Annotated in this window: 14 protein-coding genes and 2 pseudogenes; 5 read left to right on the top strand and 11 right to left on the bottom strand. The window is 71.1% G+C overall.

What is annotated here, in order from left to right:
• Positions 1-117: 117 nt before the first annotated feature.
• From ABFY07_RS04685 to ABFY07_RS04655, 7 genes and pseudogenes are all read right to left on the bottom strand, one after another.
• Complete coding sequence (locus ABFY07_RS04685; RefSeq protein WP_346173201.1) at positions 118-1020, bottom strand: Tn3 family transposase; 903 nt, start codon at positions 1018-1020, stop codon at positions 118-120.
• Positions 1017-1536 (bottom strand): annotated as a pseudogene (locus tag ABFY07_RS04680) (flavoprotein); the annotation flags it as partial. The pseudogene ABFY07_RS04680 and the gene ABFY07_RS04685, both read right to left, overlap by 4 nt.
• An 87-nt stretch (positions 1537-1623) precedes the next feature.
• On the bottom strand, positions 1624-2394 hold the full coding sequence (locus ABFY07_RS04675) for a response regulator transcription factor (RefSeq protein WP_346173200.1): 771 nt from the start codon (positions 2392-2394) through the stop codon (positions 1624-1626).
• Between the two features lie 52 nt (positions 2395-2446).
• Complete coding sequence (locus ABFY07_RS04670) at positions 2447-5107, bottom strand: FtsX-like permease family protein (RefSeq protein WP_346173199.1); 2661 nt, start codon at positions 5105-5107, stop codon at positions 2447-2449.
• Positions 5104-5826, bottom strand: a complete 723-nt coding sequence (locus ABFY07_RS04665) for an ABC transporter ATP-binding protein (RefSeq protein WP_346173198.1) — start codon at positions 5824-5826, stop codon at positions 5104-5106. The genes ABFY07_RS04670 and ABFY07_RS04665 overlap by 4 nt, the downstream gene beginning before the upstream one ends.
• Positions 5823-6533 carry an ABC transporter ATP-binding protein gene (locus tag ABFY07_RS04660; RefSeq protein ID WP_346173197.1) on the bottom strand — a complete coding sequence of 237 codons (711 nt, stop codon included), beginning with the start codon at positions 6531-6533 and terminating at the stop codon, positions 5823-5825. The genes ABFY07_RS04665 and ABFY07_RS04660 overlap by 4 nt, the downstream gene beginning before the upstream one ends.
• Positions 6533-7162 carry a hypothetical protein gene (locus ABFY07_RS04655; RefSeq protein ID WP_346173196.1) on the bottom strand — a complete coding sequence of 210 codons (630 nt, stop codon included), beginning with the start codon at positions 7160-7162 and terminating at the stop codon, positions 6533-6535. The genes ABFY07_RS04660 and ABFY07_RS04655 overlap by 1 nt, the downstream gene beginning before the upstream one ends.
• A gap of 166 nt (positions 7163-7328) precedes the next feature.
• Here ABFY07_RS04655 and ABFY07_RS04650 point away from each other — a divergent pair, with 166 nt between their 5' ends.
• Positions 7329-8636 carry a sensor histidine kinase gene (locus ABFY07_RS04650; RefSeq protein ID WP_346173195.1) on the top strand — a complete coding sequence of 436 codons (1308 nt, stop codon included), beginning with the start codon at positions 7329-7331 and terminating at the stop codon, positions 8634-8636.
• 43 nt (positions 8637-8679) lie between these two features.
• Here ABFY07_RS04650 and ABFY07_RS04645 read toward each other — a convergent pair whose 3' ends face one another.
• Complete coding sequence (locus ABFY07_RS04645; protein WP_346173194.1) at positions 8680-8982, bottom strand: hypothetical protein; 303 nt, start codon at positions 8980-8982, stop codon at positions 8680-8682.
• A gap of 209 nt (positions 8983-9191) precedes the next feature.
• On the opposite strand from ABFY07_RS04645, the gene ABFY07_RS04640 reads away from it, so the two are divergent.
• Both ABFY07_RS04640 and ABFY07_RS04635 read left to right on the top strand, forming a co-directional pair.
• Positions 9192-9869, top strand: coding sequence for a response regulator transcription factor (locus tag ABFY07_RS04640; RefSeq protein WP_346173193.1), 678 nt, complete (start codon positions 9192-9194; stop codon positions 9867-9869).
• Positions 9870-9893: 24 nt separating this feature from the next.
• On the top strand, positions 9894-11303 hold the full coding sequence (locus tag ABFY07_RS04635) for a sensor histidine kinase (protein WP_346173192.1): 1410 nt from the start codon (positions 9894-9896) through the stop codon (positions 11301-11303).
• A gap of 146 nt (positions 11304-11449) precedes the next feature.
• Here the strand turns inward: ABFY07_RS04635 and ABFY07_RS04630 are convergent, their stop codons facing one another.
• Together ABFY07_RS04630 and ABFY07_RS04625 are read right to left on the bottom strand one after the other, a co-directional pair.
• Positions 11450-12949 carry an ATP-binding protein gene (locus ABFY07_RS04630; RefSeq protein ID WP_346173191.1) on the bottom strand — a complete coding sequence of 500 codons (1500 nt, stop codon included), beginning with the start codon at positions 12947-12949 and terminating at the stop codon, positions 11450-11452.
• The gene (locus tag ABFY07_RS04625; protein ID WP_346173190.1) at positions 12950-13627 is read right to left on the bottom strand and encodes a response regulator transcription factor; all 678 of its coding nucleotides are present in this window, start codon (positions 13625-13627) and stop codon (positions 12950-12952) included.
• Positions 13628-13864: 237 nt separating this feature from the next.
• Here ABFY07_RS04625 and ABFY07_RS04620 point away from each other — a divergent pair, with 237 nt between their 5' ends.
• Positions 13865-15082 carry an AbrB family transcriptional regulator gene (locus tag ABFY07_RS04620; RefSeq protein ID WP_346173189.1) on the top strand — a complete coding sequence of 406 codons (1218 nt, stop codon included), beginning with the start codon at positions 13865-13867 and terminating at the stop codon, positions 15080-15082.
• A gap of 122 nt (positions 15083-15204) precedes the next feature.
• The gene (locus ABFY07_RS04615; protein ID WP_346173188.1) at positions 15205-15561 is read left to right on the top strand and encodes a hypothetical protein; all 357 of its coding nucleotides are present in this window, start codon (positions 15205-15207) and stop codon (positions 15559-15561) included.
• A gap of 254 nt (positions 15562-15815) precedes the next feature.
• Here the strand turns inward: ABFY07_RS04615 and ABFY07_RS04610 are convergent.
• Positions 15816-16658 (bottom strand): annotated as a pseudogene (locus tag ABFY07_RS04610) (alkaline phosphatase family protein); the annotation flags it as partial.
• Between the last annotated feature and the right edge of the window lie 13 nt (positions 16659-16671).

Genomic DNA, 16671 nt, shown 5'->3' with positions numbered 1-16671 from the left:
GGGGCGATCGGGCCAGGGTGCGCCGTCACAGCGCCTCCGGGCCCACATCCGGCGGTGCCAGTGGTGCTGATCCAGCGTCAGTGCTGTTAAGCGGGCAGGTGTGGGTCCTTTGGGTATTCAGGCAGCTTGGCCGAAGCCGGCCGCAGTCGGGTCCTGCTTGCGCAATGGGGCGAAGTCGATGTCCAGCTTCGGGTCGTACGCCTCGGGCTGGATGCCGAGTTCGTGCGTGGAGTACTCGCCGAACCGCTTGATGTGTTCCGTCAGGTACGACGAGATGTGGGCCAGGTCCTCGGGATCGATCTCCCACCCCTCTTCCAGGAGCTGGCGGACGATCTCGGCGATGTCCAGGGCGTTGTGGAAGATCACCGCGTTCGTGAGCAGAGAGTTGAATTTCATCGCCTTCTCCTGCTCGACGGGGGCGTTGTCGGCGATGACGCCCTGGTTGCCGAAGCCGACCCACTGGGAGAAGCGGTTGAACGACTCGACCTTGTTCGTTGCAGCCGTCACCCGCCGGCGCAGGCGTGCGTCCGTCAGATACCGCAGCAGTTGCACGGTACGGATGACGCGGCCGACCTCGCGGAAGGCCACGTAGGTGGCGTTCTTGTGCGACCCGGACCGCAGCCTCTTGAGTAGCGTCGCCGAGGAGATGGCGCCCTCGCGCACGGAGACGGCCACCCGCATCAGGTGCCGGAACTGGGACTCGAATAGGTCGAAGTCGATGACGTTCTTCCCGGCCTCGCCGAACAGGGCGTCGATATGCACGTACTCGGTGGTCTTGCTGGGCCGGTAGAAGGTCAGGCCCTTCCAGTTCCCGATCCTTGGCATCAGGTCGAAGCCCAACAGGTGGGCGGCTGGTGAGCCTGCCGCGGCCCGCGGTGCGCGGTATCGGTGTGGCGTGTCGCCCAGGGCGGCGGTGATGCCCCAGCTGGTGATCTGCGGGGCGGGCAGGGCTGGGCGGGGCCGCGACCGGTCCCCGGCTTCGGTCGCTGCTCCGTCTGCGCGGGTGCCCAGGTCGGTCACGAGCCGGAGCAGCCCTGCGTCGGCGCGTTCTTGGCGGAGGTCTCAGACGGCGCCGGTGTGGCGAGCTGGACGAGCTGCGGCTCGGGAGCGTCGCAGCAGCCTCCGGCAGAGGTCTGGTCGGCTTGGGGCGTATCGAAGAGTCCGGCGCCGCCGCACACCCCGGCCTCCGGCAGCGTGAGTTCGACACGGTCGGCCGCTTCCAGGGCACCGGCGAGGGCCGCTGCGACGGAGCGGACCTGCTCGTAGCCGGTCATCACGAGGAGCGTGGGGGCGCGGCCGCAGGACTTCGTAGACCGGGTACAAGCTGCTTTTGGGAGCCAGTTCGCGGTGGCCGTGCAGGTAGACGGTGACGCAGGAGTGGACATCGGTGTCGATCAGCGGCGCCGGCTCGACGGGCGCCTGGAGGCACTCATCCCGATTCAGGCGCGCCTTGGACAGGAAGGGCAAATCGGGCCGGGAACCGGTCAGCACGATCATCTCATCCACCGCATCGATCGTCCCTCGTCTTCGCCCATCTCACCGGCGTGGCATGACCGACAGCGGGCCCACCCGTCAGTGAACGCGTGCGCGCATCGCGGGCCAGCATGCCGCAGGACCTTGGGCTCACAGTCCAGGGGAAACGTCGCCGGTCTCCTCTCCCTGAATCGTCGGCGGTTCGAGTCGGTACCCGTGTCCGCGTAGTGTCGTGAACTCGGGCAGTGCGAGGGGGAGGGGGGAGGAGGCCGCGGCCGCGTGTAGTCGGCGCCGCAGGGAGGACATGGTGACGTCCAGGGTTTTGGTGGGCCCGAACCAGTTTTCGTCCCACACCCGCGCCATGAGCGTCTCCCGGGAAACCGCCTGCCCCGGGTGGTTGACGAGGACGGCCAGGAGGTCGAACTCCTTCGGGCGCAGTTCGACCTCGCGGTCACCGAGTCGGCAGCGGCGCGCTGTGACGTCCACGGTCAGGTCGCCGATGCGGACCGGTTCGCTCGGTCCGGGCGGGTCGGCCGGGCGGCGGCGCAGGTGGGCCCGGAGCCGGGCGAGCAGCACGGTCAGGGAGAAGGGTTTGACCAGGTAGTCGTCCGCGCCCGCGTCCAGGCCCACGATCATGTCGATCTCCTCGCTCCGCGCGGTCAGGATGAGAATGAGGACATCGGGGAGCGACTCGCGCAGTTGCCGCGCGACGTCGATGCCGTCCATGTCGGGGAGCCCGAGGTCGAGGAGGACGACGTCGATGGGCAGGCGGCGGGTCTCGGCCAGCCCTGAGCCGCCCGTCCGGGTCCAGGCCACCGCGTAGCCGTTGGAACGCAGCCCCGCTTCCAGGTGCTGCCCGATGACTTCGTCGTCCTCGATGACCAGTACGGATACGGCCTCCGCGGCCCCAGTCGTACGCATGCTCCGAAGGGTAGGTGAGCCGGTCGCGCCCTGGCGCGCAGGCGGGCCGTCGTCATAGTTCACGGAGTTCCTCGACGGCCGGCCGGGTGGATCTGCGGATTCCGTTCAGGGCCGCGGCGGCGATGGCCGAGAGTGCGGCGAGGAGGGTCAGGCCCAGGTACGGCCAGGGCACGGCCACGGTCGCTGGTGGCGGGTCGAAGACACCGGTGAGCACCTTGACGAGCATCTGGGTCAGGGACCAGCCGATGAGCGTGCCTCCGGCCAGCCCGGCTGCGGTGAGCGCGGCGGCCTCGCTGAATACGAGCCCTTTCAGCTGTCGGCGGGTGGCGCCGAGGACGGTGGCGATGGCGAAGGTGCGGCGGCGTTCGGCGAGGCCGAGGGCAAGGACGATGCCGCCCGCGCCGGCAGCCAGCAGGACGGCGAAGGCGAGTTCGATTCTGGTGAGTCCGGCCAGGTCCACGGAGGTGAGGCTGGAGCCGACGGCGGAGCGGGTCTGGGTGATGTCGGTGACCTTCGCCGTGGTGCCGAGCCGGTGGTGCAGGCGCGTGGCGACGGCTTTCTGGTGTGCGCCTCCGGTGTCGACGAGGAAGGTTCCGACCGCGTTGCTGCCGGTGGTCTTGGCGATGTAGGCGGCGTTGGCGACGAAGAAGCTGTCTCGTGGCGCGGTGGGGAATTCCTTGACGATGCCGGCGTAGTGGAAGGGTACGGTGTGGAACGCCTTGGTGCGGGAGTCCTGCAGCCGCAGCTTGAGCGTGTCGCCGGGGGCCAGTTGGAAGTCCTTGACGGTCTCCTCGCTGACCAGGACGGAGTCCGGGCGGGCCGCCAGTTTGGACATCAGGCTCTTGGCGGTGCCGCCGGAGAAGTAGGCGTCCTGGAGGGAGGTGGCGGAGGTGATGGTGGAGGGCCGGACCCCGTACAGGTCCTGCAGGTCCGCTCCCACGTAGGCGAACCGGTGCTGGAGCGGTTCGACGTGGCGTACCCCCGGGATCGATGCAAGGGGGTTCGCGGCGCTCGGGCCGATGCGGGAGCCGGGCGACTGGGTCACTGTCACGTCGGCGCCGTTGGTGAGCCGGGCGTCGACTTCTGCCTGTTGCCGGTAGGTGGCGTTGAACGAGGCGGTGGAGACGGCGAACGAGAGTGCCAGCGCGAGCAGGACGACGGCCCGTGCCAGCGGGCGGCGTTGCCGGGACAGGCTCGCCGCGGTCGTTCCGGCCAGGGCGCCGGTCAGCGGTCGCACCGCGCGGGCGAGCGGGCGACGTCCGTGGGTGAGGGCGAGTGTGACCAGCCTCCACAGCAGCAGGGCGGAGCCGAGCCAGAGCAGGGCCGGGCCCAGGAAGGCCCAGTAGGACACGGAGATCGTGGGCACCCCTTCCGGCGCCAGGACCAGGGAGTACTGGTTGCCGCTGGAAGCCCGGAAGACGAAGAACGAGACGGCCAGCAGGATGAGGTCCGGGTAGAACTTCATCCACCGTGGGGTGCCTGCCCGGCCCACGACCCGGCGGGCCTCGGCGACCGTGCCCTGCCGCAGGTCACGCACCGCCGGCACCAGGACGGCCGCGGCGGCGATGGCCAGTCCCAGCAGTACGGCGAGGATGAACCAGCCCACCGCGGCGGACGTGGTGGTGCCGAACGACGCGGTACCGAACGCGAGTCGGCCGGCGAGCGCCGCGATGCCGATTCCCAGGAGTCCGCCCGCTGCTCCGACAACGGCGGCTTCGGTCGCCGCGATCCCGACGACCTGGCGGAACCCGAGCCCGCGGGTGCGCAGCAGGGCCTGTTCCCTCCGTCGCCGGTCGGCTCCGGCACTCGCCAGCGCCGCCGTCAGCAGGGCGGCCAGGATGGCGCCGGGCACACCGAGGAACAGGAACAGGATCTGGGCGTAAAGGGCATCCTGACGTGCGCTGTCGAGCGCGGCGCCGAGATTGTTGCCGACCAGCGCACCGCCGGCGGTGCGCGCCTCGGTGTTGTGCGCGGCGCCGGTCACCGCGGTGTACGCGGCGGCGGGGTCGGCGGGCAGGCGCGCGTCCCGGGCCACATGGATCTGGGTGGTGACCGCGGCCGGGTCCGCGGCGCGGATGGGCGCCGTGATCTTGGCGAACTGCTGGGCGGGCAGCAGGATGACGTTGTCGGGCGGTGCGGTGGGCTGGGACTGGGGCGGGGCGCCGACCTTCTGGAACAGGGAGTCGGCCTGCGGCAGGTCGACCACCCCGGCCACGTTGACGTGCGCCGGGTGGCCGCCCGGGCGGCTGACGGTGACGGTGTCTCCGGGGGCGACGTGCAGGTTGGCCGCCGTCTGCTGGGCGATGAGCGCTCCGGACGGACTGCCGGTCAGCTGCCGGATCTCGCCGGGGAAGGCGGAGCGGTAGCCCGGCGGCAGGCCGAGGACGACGCCGGAGCCGGTGCTCTGTGTTGATCCGCCGGTCCTGGCCTGGAAGCCGGTGCTGTGTGCGAACCCGACCGGGAGGGCGGTGTGCACCCCGGGAGAGGAGCGCACGGTGCTCAGCACCTTGGCGGGGCTGGCTCCCGGCTGGACCTCGACCTGCCAGGCAACCGCGACCGAGCGCACCGCGCGGTCGGTCATCGTCGACTTCGACGCCGTTAGAAAGGACCCCAATGCCGCGATGAGCGCGACGGCCAGCGAAACGCCGAGCGCGGCGGCGAACAGCCGGCCCCGGCGGCGCCGGACAAGCCCGGACAGCCATGTTGTGATCACTGCTTGTCTCCCTGCCTCGCGGGGGTGTGCGCCGGGGGCGCCGGGTCGGGCACGGACGCGGCGGCCAGCCGTCCCTCGTGCATGGGCCACCGCTCGGTGAGGCGCTCGCCGACGGTGGGATCATGCGTGGTCACCACGAGCGCGGCGCCCAGTTCCCGTGCGGTGTCCAGCAGTACGTCCACCACATGCCGGCCGGTTGCCCGGTCGAGCTGGCCGGTGGGTTCGTCGGCGAGAATCACCCGTGGCCCCAGGGCGAGGACCCGGGCCACGGCCACGCGCTGGGCCTGTCCGCCCGAGAGCTCTTCGGGCAGCTTGTCCGCCAGGTCCGCGACGCCGACGGCATCGAGGGCCGACAGCGCTCGGCGGCGGGCTTCGGCTTCCCCCGTGCCCGCCAGGACCAGCGGCAGCGCCGCGTTCTCGGCCACGTCCAGGGCCGGGATCAGGCTCGGCGACTGGAAGACGACGCCCACGTCCCGGGCCGTCGCCGGGCGGCCGAACCCGGGCCAGCCGACTTCTCCGCTGGTGGGGCGTTCCAGTCCGGCCATCAGATGCAGCAGCGTCGATTTGCCTGATCCGGAAGGGCCCATGATCGCGATGCGGTCTCCGGCACGTACCCGGCAGGTCGCGCCGTGCACTGCGACAACGGCGTTCTCCCCCTCGCCGTAGGTGCGGGCGGCGTCGTGGCAGTGGATGAGGATGTCGGTGCTCGGGGCGTTCACGGTTCGATCCTTCCGTCGCGCAGGACGAGCACCCGGTCGGCGAAGCTGACGACCTCGGTGTTGTGGGTGACGACCAGGACTCCGCGGCCGGCGTCGGCACGGCTCTTGAGCAGGTCGAGTACGCGCAGCTCGGTCCGCCCGTCCAGCTCGCCCGTGGGCTCGTCGGCGAGCAGCACATCGGGATCGTTGGCCAGGGCGACGGCCAGGCCCGCCCGGGCGAGTTCACCGCCCGCCAGCTGGTGCGGCAGGGCGCGGGACCGGCCGCTCAGGCCGACCCCGTCCAGCAGTTCGGCGACCTCGGGTGCGGCGGATGCGCGATGCCGTCCGGCGGCGGCCTGGGCGAGCCGGATGTTCTCTCGTACGTCCAGATGCGCGATGAGATTGCCGGACTGCAGCAGGACGCCGATGCGGCGGGCGCGCAGCCGGGCCCGCTGGACCTCGGGGCGGTGGCTGATCCGCTCCCCACCGACGTAAACGAAGCCGCCGGCCGGCTCGTCCAGCCCCGCCAGGCACGCCAGCAGGGTCGACTTGCCCGAGCCCGACGGGCCGACCACGGCCACGGTCTCGCCCCGCCGTACCTGGAGGGACACCCCGCGCAGCGCGAGAGTCTCCTCCTCGCCGGTACGGAAGAACCGGTAGAGATCCCTGGCGGCGAGGGCTGTCTTCTCCCTCGCAGGGGAGAAGGGTGCCGCAGTGTCGGTCGTCATCACTGCCACCGCAGGGAATCGCTGACGATCCGCCAGGGATCGACGTTGTCGGCGCCGGTCGGCCCGGCGAGGGTCAGGGTGACCTGGTGGCCGTTGTGGAAGAAGACATAGGTCTCCACGGAGTCACGCACGGCCTTGCCGGTCACCGGGTTGGGGGCGGAGTCGGCCTGGTAGGTGACCAGGACGGCGTGGCCGCCCTTTCGGGAGACGGTGGTGACCTTGCCCAGGGCGAAGTGCTTCGTCTGCTTCTTGAGTGTCGGGACCACCTTCGTCCGGACCGACTGGGCCGTCGGCGCGGCCGGAGCCGGGGCCGGGGTGATCTCGATCTTGTTGAGCTTGTCGCTGAAGGTCGTGGTGGTGCGGGCGGAGGAGCGTGCCCATCCCTCTGGAACCTTGACGGTGAACCCTCCGCCGGACGGGTGGTATGCGACATAGACCTGGTTGTCGGGGATGTCGCCGGGCGGGTTGGACTCCGTCGGCGCCGGGCCGGTCTTGTGCGCGGACGACGAGCCTGAGGGGGCCGAGGAGCCGCTGTGCGAGCCGGAGCCGCCACCGCCCGAACAGCCCGCGACGACCGCGGCGGTCAGGGCCATGGCGGCGGGGACGGCGAGGATGCCTCGTTTGGTCATGGTGTCCTCCGCGTACGGGCAGGTCCGGTGATGTTCACGACGTTAGGGAGGTGGCGGTAAACGCTCGCTGCGGCGAGGGTTAGACGACGGCAAAACGCTGTGGGGAAACGCGTTGCCGCGGTGTCGCCCGGCGATGGCGGGACACCTGCGCGGTCATGATGGGTGCATGAGAAAGCGCGTGGTGCGGGTGGCCGTGGTGGCGGTTCTGGTGGCACTCGTCCTGCTCGCCACGCCGCTGGCCGTCGGAATCCAGCAGTCGTTCTTCGCGGACGAGCGCGCCGAGCTCGAGCGCGCCGCCCTGGCCGCCGCCGTCCGGGTGGGCCCGAAGTTCGCGGTGGGCGACCGGGTGGAGCTGCCGGTTCCGGAGCGGGACGCCCGGCTGGGCGTCTACGACCGGTCCGGGCGCCTGCGCGACGGCACGGGGCCGAGGACGGCGGACCCGGTGAGCCGACGGGCCGCGGCCGGAGTCGTGGCCCGCGGACACAGCGGCCGTGAGCTGGTCGTCGCGGTTCCCGTGTCGTCGTCGGAGCGGATCATAGGGGTGGTCCGTGCGTCGGCCAGGACGCAGGGGGTCTGGCGCCGTGTCGTCCTGGCATGGCTGGGCCTCGTCGGCACCGCCCTGGTCGCGCTCGCCACTGGTGTCCTGGTGGCGCGGCGCCAGGCACGCACGCTGACCGCTCCGTTGGAGTCCCTGTCGATCACGGCCCAGGCCGTCGCCGGCGGGGACATGACCGCGCGGGCCGAGGGCAGCGCGATCGCCGAGATCGACCAGGTGGCGCGCACCCAGAACACCATGGTCGAACATCTGACCAGGCTGCTCGAGCACGAGCGGCGCTTCAGCGCCAACGCCTCCCACCAGCTCCGCACATCGCTGGCCGGTCTGCAACTGGGCCTCGAAGCGGCCGCCGGCGAGCCCGGTGCGGACCTCAGGGCGGCCGTTGAGGAAGGCCTGGCCCAGTCCCGGCATCTCCAGCGGACCGTCGACGAGGTGCTCCGCCTGGCCAGGGCGGCGCCCGGCGCGTACGTCCCCACGACGTCACGGCCTGCTTCCGAGGTCATCGAGGGCGTGGAGCGCCGCTGGCACGGCACGTTCGCCGCCCAAGGCCGACGCCTGGCCCTCGGCATCGAGCCCGGCAGCGAGGCCATGCGGATTCCGGACCGCATCGCCGAGCAGATCCTGGACGTGCTGCTGGACAACGCGCGCCGGCACGGCCGTGGCGCGGTCGAGGTCACCGTGCGCGAGGTCAGCGGTGCGGTCGCCGTCGACGTGACCGACGAGGGTTCTTTGGCGCTCGACCCGCGAACGGTCTTCGAGCGGGGCGCGACGACCTCCCGGTCCGGCAGCGGCATCGGCCTGACGCTGGCACGGGAGATGGCCGAGGCGGCCGGGGGCCGCCTCACGCTCGCCCGGACGGCACCCACCACCTTCACCCTGCTGCTGTCGGCCGCGGAGCCACCGCCGTCACTCGGATGAGGCGGGCGGTGGTGTGACCGCCCGCCTCCTGCGACGCCTCTCCCTACTCCTTGCCCTGGAACTCGTGATTCGTCTTGGCGGAGGGGTCGGCGTGGCCTCCGGGGCCGTCCGACTGGTTCTCGTGCTCTCCGTTCTCCTCGTGTTCCCCGTGTTCGCCGTCGCTCTTCGACGCACCGGACTGGTGCGTGCCGGGGGCCGGCGGAGTGGGCTTCTGCACCGTGGTGGAAACCGAGGGCGCGGCATGAGCCGGCTCCGAGGACGCCATGGCGGCGCCCCCTCCGAGAACGGTCGCGACGACCGCGGCCGTGGACGCGGCGAGCAGCGCCGCCTTCCTGCGGGTATTCATGGTCACCTTCACTTCCGCTTCCAGACGGACCCTCCATCCGGAACATGTGCATCCTGCGCCGCCGCGGCTGAGATGAAGCTGAGGGGAGGTGACGGGGGTCACGGAACCCCTCCCGGGGTTCTCAGCAGCCTCTCAGCTTCCTTTCAGCCACGGCCACCTACGCTGAATATGGAAATTCATGAGCGAAAGGGGAGGAAGGAGCGGGCGGCATGCGTGTCCTCGTCGTCGAAGACCACCCCGCCCTCGGGCGCGCTCTGGTCCACGGGCTCTCGGCCGAGGGGTTCGCCGTGGACCTCGCCGCTGACGGAGAAGAAGGACTCTTCATGGCCGGCGACACCGGCTACGACGCCATCGTGCTGGACATCATGCTGCCCCGGGTCAACGGCTACGACGTATGCCGACGGCTCCGGGCCGCGGAGAACTGGACACCCATCCTGATGCTCACCGCCAAGGACGGCGAGTACGACGAGGCGGACGCCCTGGACATCGGAGCGGACGACTACCTCACCAAGCCGTTCTCCTACGTCGTGCTGACCGCTCACCTGCACGCCCTGATGCGGCGAGGGCGGCGCCCCCGCCCCGCCGTACTGCAGGCCGGCGATCTCCTCCTGGACCCCGGGGGCCGCACATGCCGGCGCGGCGGGGTCTCCATCGACCTGACCACGCGGGAGTTCTCGCTGCTCGAATACCTGGTCCGCCATCAAGGACAGGTGGTGAGCAAACAGGACCTCCTGGCTCACGTGTGGGCGGAGCACTACGATCTGGACCCCAACGTCGTCGAGGTCTACATCGGCTATCTGCGCCGCAAGATCGACCAGCCCTTCGGGGCGCGATCCATCGAGACGGTCCGCGGGGCGGGATACCGCCTCGCCGATGACGGCGGGTGAACCGTGCGGGACACCGCCGCGTCCGTGGCATCCCGCAGAGCCGAGACGGCACCACTCCCGCGCTACCGGCTCTTCCGCGGGCACGGGCTCAGCCTGCGGGTACGGCTGACGATCGCCGCCACCGTCGTCGCCGCGCTCGGCCTGTCCCTGGCGGCCGTCCTGCTCGTGATCAGCCAACGCGCCTCGCTCATCCACAGCCTGGATGACAACGCCCGCCAGCGCGCACTGATCATCGCCGCCGCTGTGGACAAAGGCCGGGCCATCCAACCGCTCCCCGCCTCCGGTGCGGGCGACGACGCGGCCCAAGTGATCGACAGCCGTGGCCGTGTGATTGCGGCGTCCGCCAACGTAGCCGGAGAACCCGCGCTGTTCCGCGTGAGCGCGGCCGCCCCGGGAAGCGAGCCATCGGTCCACACCGTTCGTGGCATTCCTCTGGGCGGCCAGGGGACGTACCGTGTCGCCGCCGTGTCGGCGGGACCGGCGCATGCCCCTAAAACCGTGTACGTCGGCCTTGCCACGGCCCCGGTCGACCACAACATCGACCGGCTCACCGTCAAACTGGCCTTCGGCCTCCCGGCCCTGACGGCCCTGCTTGCCGCCGCCGGATGGCACATCACCGGTCGTGCCCTGGGGCCGGTGGAACGGCTGCGCGGCCAAGCAGCCGAGATCACCGCCACCGACCTGCACCGGCGACTCGACCTGCCGCCGCGTACGGACGAGATACAGCGCCTCGGCGCCACCCTCAACGATCTGCTCGCCAGGCTCGACGAAGCGACCACTCGGCAGCGGCAGTTCGTGGCGGACGCCGCGCATGAACTGCGCAGCCCAGTGGCCGCCGTGCGGGCGGAAATCGAGACCGCCACCCGACACCCCGGCGCCGACTTCTCGGCCCGGCTGCCCGAGCTGCTCGAGGAGACGGTCAGGCTCGGTCGGCTCGTCGACGACCTCGTGCAGTTGGCCCGCCTGGACGCCACCGCAGGCGTGCCGCGCGAGACGGAGATCGACCTGGACGACCTGGTGCGGACAGAGGTCCGGCGGCTGCATTCCCGCCCCGGTGTGGCCGTCGCCTGCGCCCGCGTTCGACCCGCACGCGTGCGCGGAGACCCCGACGCTTTGTCCCGAGCCATACGCAACCTGCTCGACAACGCCGTCCGGCACGCCCACCACCACGTGGAGGTCAGTCTCGACGCCACGGAGACCGAGACGGTCCTGCGCGTCCGCGATGACGGCGTCGGCATCCCGCCCGCCGACCGTGACCGGGTCTTCGACCGGTTCACCCGGCTGGACGACGCCCGCAGCCGGGACGCCGGCGGCTCCGGACTGGGACTGGCGATCGTGCGGGAGGTGGCCACTCACCATGGCGGCCGCGCATGTGTGGAGGACGGCGGCCCGGGAGCCCGGCTGGCACTGCACCTGCCCCTTTCGCAAGGTTGACGTGGTTTGCCTCACCATTTGCCGTGGCCCAACTCTTGCCGCAGCGCGCGTTAACCGCCCCCTCTCCAGCGTGGAGAACATCAGTGGTTCGCCCATGCGGAAGGAACACGGCCGCCACCGCCGGACGCTGTCGGAGGCGTATGTGGTCAGACCGGCCCGGGGCCGTCCGGGGCGGGCGGCGGATCGACGGACAAATCCGGCGACGGCGCGGCGGGCAGGTGAACCACCAGGCGGGCTCCGCCGAGGCCGCCGTCGGCGAGGGGTGGGTCCTGGTCGGCGTAGGCGACGCCGCCGTGGGCGGTGACGACCTTGCCGACGATGGCGAGGCCGAGGCCCGAGCCGCCGGCCTCGCGGGAGCGCGCCTCGTCGAGACGGGTGAAACGCTGGAAGACCCGGGTCCGGTCCGCGGCCGGGATACCCGATCCGTCATCGCTGACGGTGAGTTCCACGGTGCCGCCGCTCTCGCCCAGGACCACGCGGACGTGCCGTTCGGCATGGCGACGGGCGTTGTCCAGGAGATTGCGCACCACACAGCGCAGCGCCTCGGCGTCACCCCGTACGCGGCCGCCCGAGACCCGCCGGGCGTCGATCTCCGCCCGGGCCAGGGAGCGCTGCCGACGGACCTCGGCCAGCACCACCTCGTCCAGGTCGATGACACGCGCGGCCTGTGATCGCGGCCGGGCGGGATCCTCGCTGCGGGCCAGCGCGAGGAGGCCCTCGACGAGGTCGTGCAGCCGCTCCGCGTCTTCCAGCAGGGCGGCGGCCACCTGCGGGTCACGGTCCGGGTCGGGGTAACGGGACATGACCTCCAGCTGGGCGCGCAGCGCGGTCAGCGGGCTCCGCAGTTCATGCGCGGCGTCGGCGACGAAGCGCCGTTGCGCGACGGAGGCCTCGTCGAGGCGGGCGAGCATGTCGTTGAGGGTGACGCCCAACGCGTGGATCTCGTCCTGACAATCGGGCAGGTCCAGGCGGCGGTGCAGATCGGTCGCGGTGATGTCCGCGGCCTGGCCGCGCAGTGTTTCCACCGGGCGCAGAGTGCGGCCGGCCGTGAGCGAGATCGTCCACGCCACCAGCGCCGTCAGCGCCGGGACACCGATCACCAGGCCGGTGGTCAGACTGGACAGGGTGTGCTCGGCCTGGGCCAGGGACACCGCCACGACGATGGTGGCGGGCTGGTCCCCGATACGGGTCGGCCGGGCCAGTACGCGGAAGTCCCCTCCGTCGCCGATCTTGAGGTCGTGGAGGGTCGTGGCACGGCCCGCGACGACCTGCGGGGGAAGAGGGTTCGGAAACCCGCTGGGGCTGCCCGGGGACGTGTCGTAATCGGAACTGGCCCGTACCTTCCCCGAGGCGTCGAGCACCTCGACCACGTCGGCGTCCCCTCCGTTGGACGGTATGAGGGAACGCAACTGGTCGTGCCTGATGAGAGCCGAGACGTCGGCCAGCCGCTGGCGCCCTGTGGTGTCCAGATCGCGCCACATCGAATACTTGAGGCCGAGCAGCAGCCCGAGACCGGCCGCGACCATCGCGATGGCGAGGACCGTCGTGGCCCACATGGTGACCCGCGTACGCAGGCTCAGCTTTCTCGTCAGCCGTCGCACCCGGGCGAAGGACAGGCGGTCGGCGAGACGGCGCCAGCGGGGCACTCAGCCGCCCTTCCCGTCCAGCCGATAGCCGACGCCCCGCACGGTCTCGATGGCGAACCGGCTGTACGGGGTGTCGATCTTTCGCCGGAGGTAGCCGACGTAGACCTCGACGATGTTCGGGTCGCCTTCGAACCACGCGTCCCAGACCTGAGCGAGCAGGTCGGTCTTGCTCACCACCGTGTCGGGGTGGCGCAACAGGAACTCCAGCAGTCCGAACTCGCGCGGCGTCAGGTCGAGGGTCTCCTCACCACGACCGCACCGGTGGGCGGCCGGATCCAGCCAGAGATCACCCGCGCGGAGAACCGGTGGCCGCTGGGGGGCGCTGCGGCGCAGCAGCGCGCGGATCCGGGCCAGCAGCACCACGAAGGAGAAGGGCTTGGTCAGATAGTCGTCGGCACCCAGATCGAGCGCGTCCGCCTCGTCGTACTCCCCGTCCTTGGCCGTCAGGATCAGAACGGGAGTAGCGATCTCCGCGGCGCGCAGCGTGCGGCAGACGTCGTAGCCGTTACGCCCCGGGAGCATCAGGTCGAGCACGATCACGGCGTAGTCGTGGTGCCTGACCAGACGGAGGGCCTTCTCACCGTCCTCGGCGATGTCGACGTCGAACCCCTCGGCGCGCAGCCCACGGTCCACCGCGGCGGCGATGTTCTGCTCGTCCTCGACCACCAGCACCCGCACGCGCATCACCTCGTGGCCGATCGGTCGGTTCCGCCGGAAGGCTGATCCTCCCTTGCGAGTCTAGGGGCCGACGCGCTGGTCGGCCGCGCGTTCTCAGCGGGCTCTCAGGGTGTCCTCAGCGCTCACTCAGGGTTCTCAGTGCCCGCACAGGTCGTACACGGCACAGTGGGAAGTGCCTGCTTACACCGCAGGCGTCGAGTTCAACGGACATGCCGTCAACCGACGAAAGGCGTCAACGTGGCTCCGACTTCCGCGCCGCGGCGAACGCATGAGCGCCCGCCCAGGACCGCGCCGAAGCCCGCCCCGCAAGCCTCCGAGCTCCGCGTCTCCCGCCCGGCTCCCGTCGGACGCTGGGCCCTGATCATCGCCGGGGGTTACGCGGCGGGTCTCACGGCCTCCGCCTTCGGCATTCCCGCCCCCTACCTCCTGGCCTCCCTGCTGGTCGGCGCCGCTCTGGCGCTGTGCGGGATGGTCCGCGACCGGCTGCCGGCGCCGGCGGGCCGCGCCTCACAGGCGCTGGTCGGCGCTCTCATGGGCAGCTACCTCACCCCGGCCGCCCTCGTCTCCGCCGCCCCCGTCGCGCTGCCCATGACTGTGGTCACCGCGGCCACCATCGCGCTGAGCGTCGGGGTCGCCTGGCTTCTGGCCCGCCGTGGCCGCATCAGCCGGCGCAGCGCCGTCCTCGGCATGGTGCCCGGCGGTTCCGCCGCGATCGTCACCTGCGCCGACGAGCTGAACGCCGACGTACGTCTCGTCGCGTTCACCCAGTACCTGCGCGTCGGCCTCGTCGCCACCACCGCCCCGCTGGCCGCCCACTGGATGACCTCCGGCCGGCCATCGGCCGCATCGGGCCACCCAGGCGGGGGCGGGACCACCGGAACCGGCCTCATTCACCTCGTGGCGGGGGCGGACCAGCTCAGCGGCCTGCTCGCCCTCGCGGCCGTCTGCGCCGCCGGCTCCTGGGCAGGCCGACGGCTGCGACTGCCCACACCCATGCTGATCGGCCCCATGCTCGTCGCCCTCGCCGCCACTCTCAGCGGAGCCGTGCCCGGCTTCGCGCCCGTGGGCGTGCTGCAGAACTTCGTCTTCGTCCTCGTCGGCCTGGACGTCGGCGTACGTTTCACCCGCCGGACGCTCCGCAGCATGCGGCGCCTGCTGCCGCCGATCCTGGTCTGCATGACGGTCGTCTGCCTCGGCTGCGCCGGGTTGGCGTGGTTCTTCGCCGGCCTGACCGGCACACCGTTCACCGATGCCTATCTCGCCACGACACCCGGAGGGATCAACGCGGTCCTCGCCACGGCCGTCTCCTCGCATGCGGACGTGGCCCTGGTCTCCACCGTCCAGAGTCTGCGCTTGCTGGTGGTCGTCCTGGTGACCCCGCTGATCATCCGCCAGTTGGCCGCGAGTCGGCCGCAACCGCCGTCCCGCGTGGGCGGGGACATGGCGCGGACCTGACCGACTGACCGACCGCCCAGCCGTCGAAAGGGGTTCCCGTGGAAGCCTCGTGTCCCGCCTCAGGCCGACGATGGGTCGCACTCGTCGATGGCGGAAACGGATGCGTCGAGGTATGCGACATCGTGGAGTGGCGACGCGAGGACGAGGAACTCTTCGGCTACATATGCGACACAGGGAGAGCGGTCCACGGGCACAAGGGCCGCGTTGTCCGTGCTGACCGCCACCCGGGTTTCCTGACGTACGAACGACGGCCGCAGGTGGTCGGCGCTCTGCCCGGGATGGGGTGGACGGTCTGCTACCGCCTCGACGCACCGCCCGATGGCGCCGATGGCTTCGAACGCCGTCCGGTGCTCGCCTGGCTCGTGTACGACGACGGAACGGTCACGCCGTGCGACGTGGACCACGACGGCCTTGTCTACTGCAGCACGGACACTCCGGAACTCGTTCACGTCGAGCCACCGGACCCGGCGCCCGGCTGACCGCCTGGCGTCGTCGGGTCAGCCGAGCGCTCCCCCAGCAGGGCGGCCGTCTCGGCGATCGCGGTTCGTCCGCCGTGGCGGCCTTGCCCCCGGACCATGAGGACACTCCCGCTGGACACTTGCTCGGCCCGGTAGCTCGGTAGCGCGACCGGACACCGGTCGAACGCGCCCAGGAGATGGCGCACAGGCCCGAGCCCGGAGGGCATGCTGCGAGGTCCCGGCACTGCGGCGGTCTGCAGACGTACCCGCGCTCGGCTCGCCCATATGCCGGTGATGTCCGACGCGGTGGCGGCGTGCCCGGCATGCGATGTGCCGTACATGTCCTCGATGGTGCGCAGCACGTCGTAATGGTCGTACCTGGTCGCTGATCTGCTGCCCGCAGCCACCGGCTGCCCGTACAGCACCGTGGCGATCTTGTTCTTGCTGTGCTTGTTGTCCTCGTCGAAGGTCACCACGAGCAGGCTGTTGTGGGTCTTGGCCCAGGCCGCGTAGGCGCCGAGGTGCTTCTGCAGCCAGGTGTCACCGGTGGAGACCGGGCAGTCATGCATGTCACTGCACAGATTCGGGATGACGAAGGACACCGTGGGCAGCCTGGCATAGACGGTCGGGAACTGTGCGAACGTCTTGGCGCTGGATCGGGGGACGTTGCGGAACCCGAACCACGGGTTGTGCTTGCGCGCGTAGCGTCCGCTGCCGCAGGTGGTCGAACCCTGGCTGGGCAGCGACTCGCTGTAGCTGGCCCAGGTCTTTCCGACGGCGGTCAGCTCGGAGGCGAGGTTGGCGGAGGAGCGGAAGCCGGGGGTGTGGCAGCTGTCGTCGGTGATGCCCTGCGTCGCGCCGGAGAAGAGTGCGAAGTAGTTGGGCTGACTGGGGTGGGTGATGGCGTAGGAGCTGGTCAGGACGGCGCCGCGGCTGCCCAATGAGTTGATGTACGGAGCGCTGGGGCTGCCGATGATCTGGTCGTACGCGTGGTTCTCCATGACGACGACGACCACGTGGTCGGGCGTGGGGACATGTCCGGCCCTGTGCCCGGTTTCCGCGGCTCCCGTCCACGGCGCGGCCGCCGCTGCGGCGACGCCGAGGGCGTAAGCGAGCAGACGGACGGTGCTC

This window comes from Streptomyces sparsogenes subsp. cuspidosporus, from assembly GCF_039532705.1.
Lineage (GTDB): Bacteria > Actinomycetota > Actinomycetes > Streptomycetales > Streptomycetaceae > Streptomyces > Streptomyces sparsogenes.
This window is presented reverse-complemented; position numbering and strand designations above follow the sequence as displayed.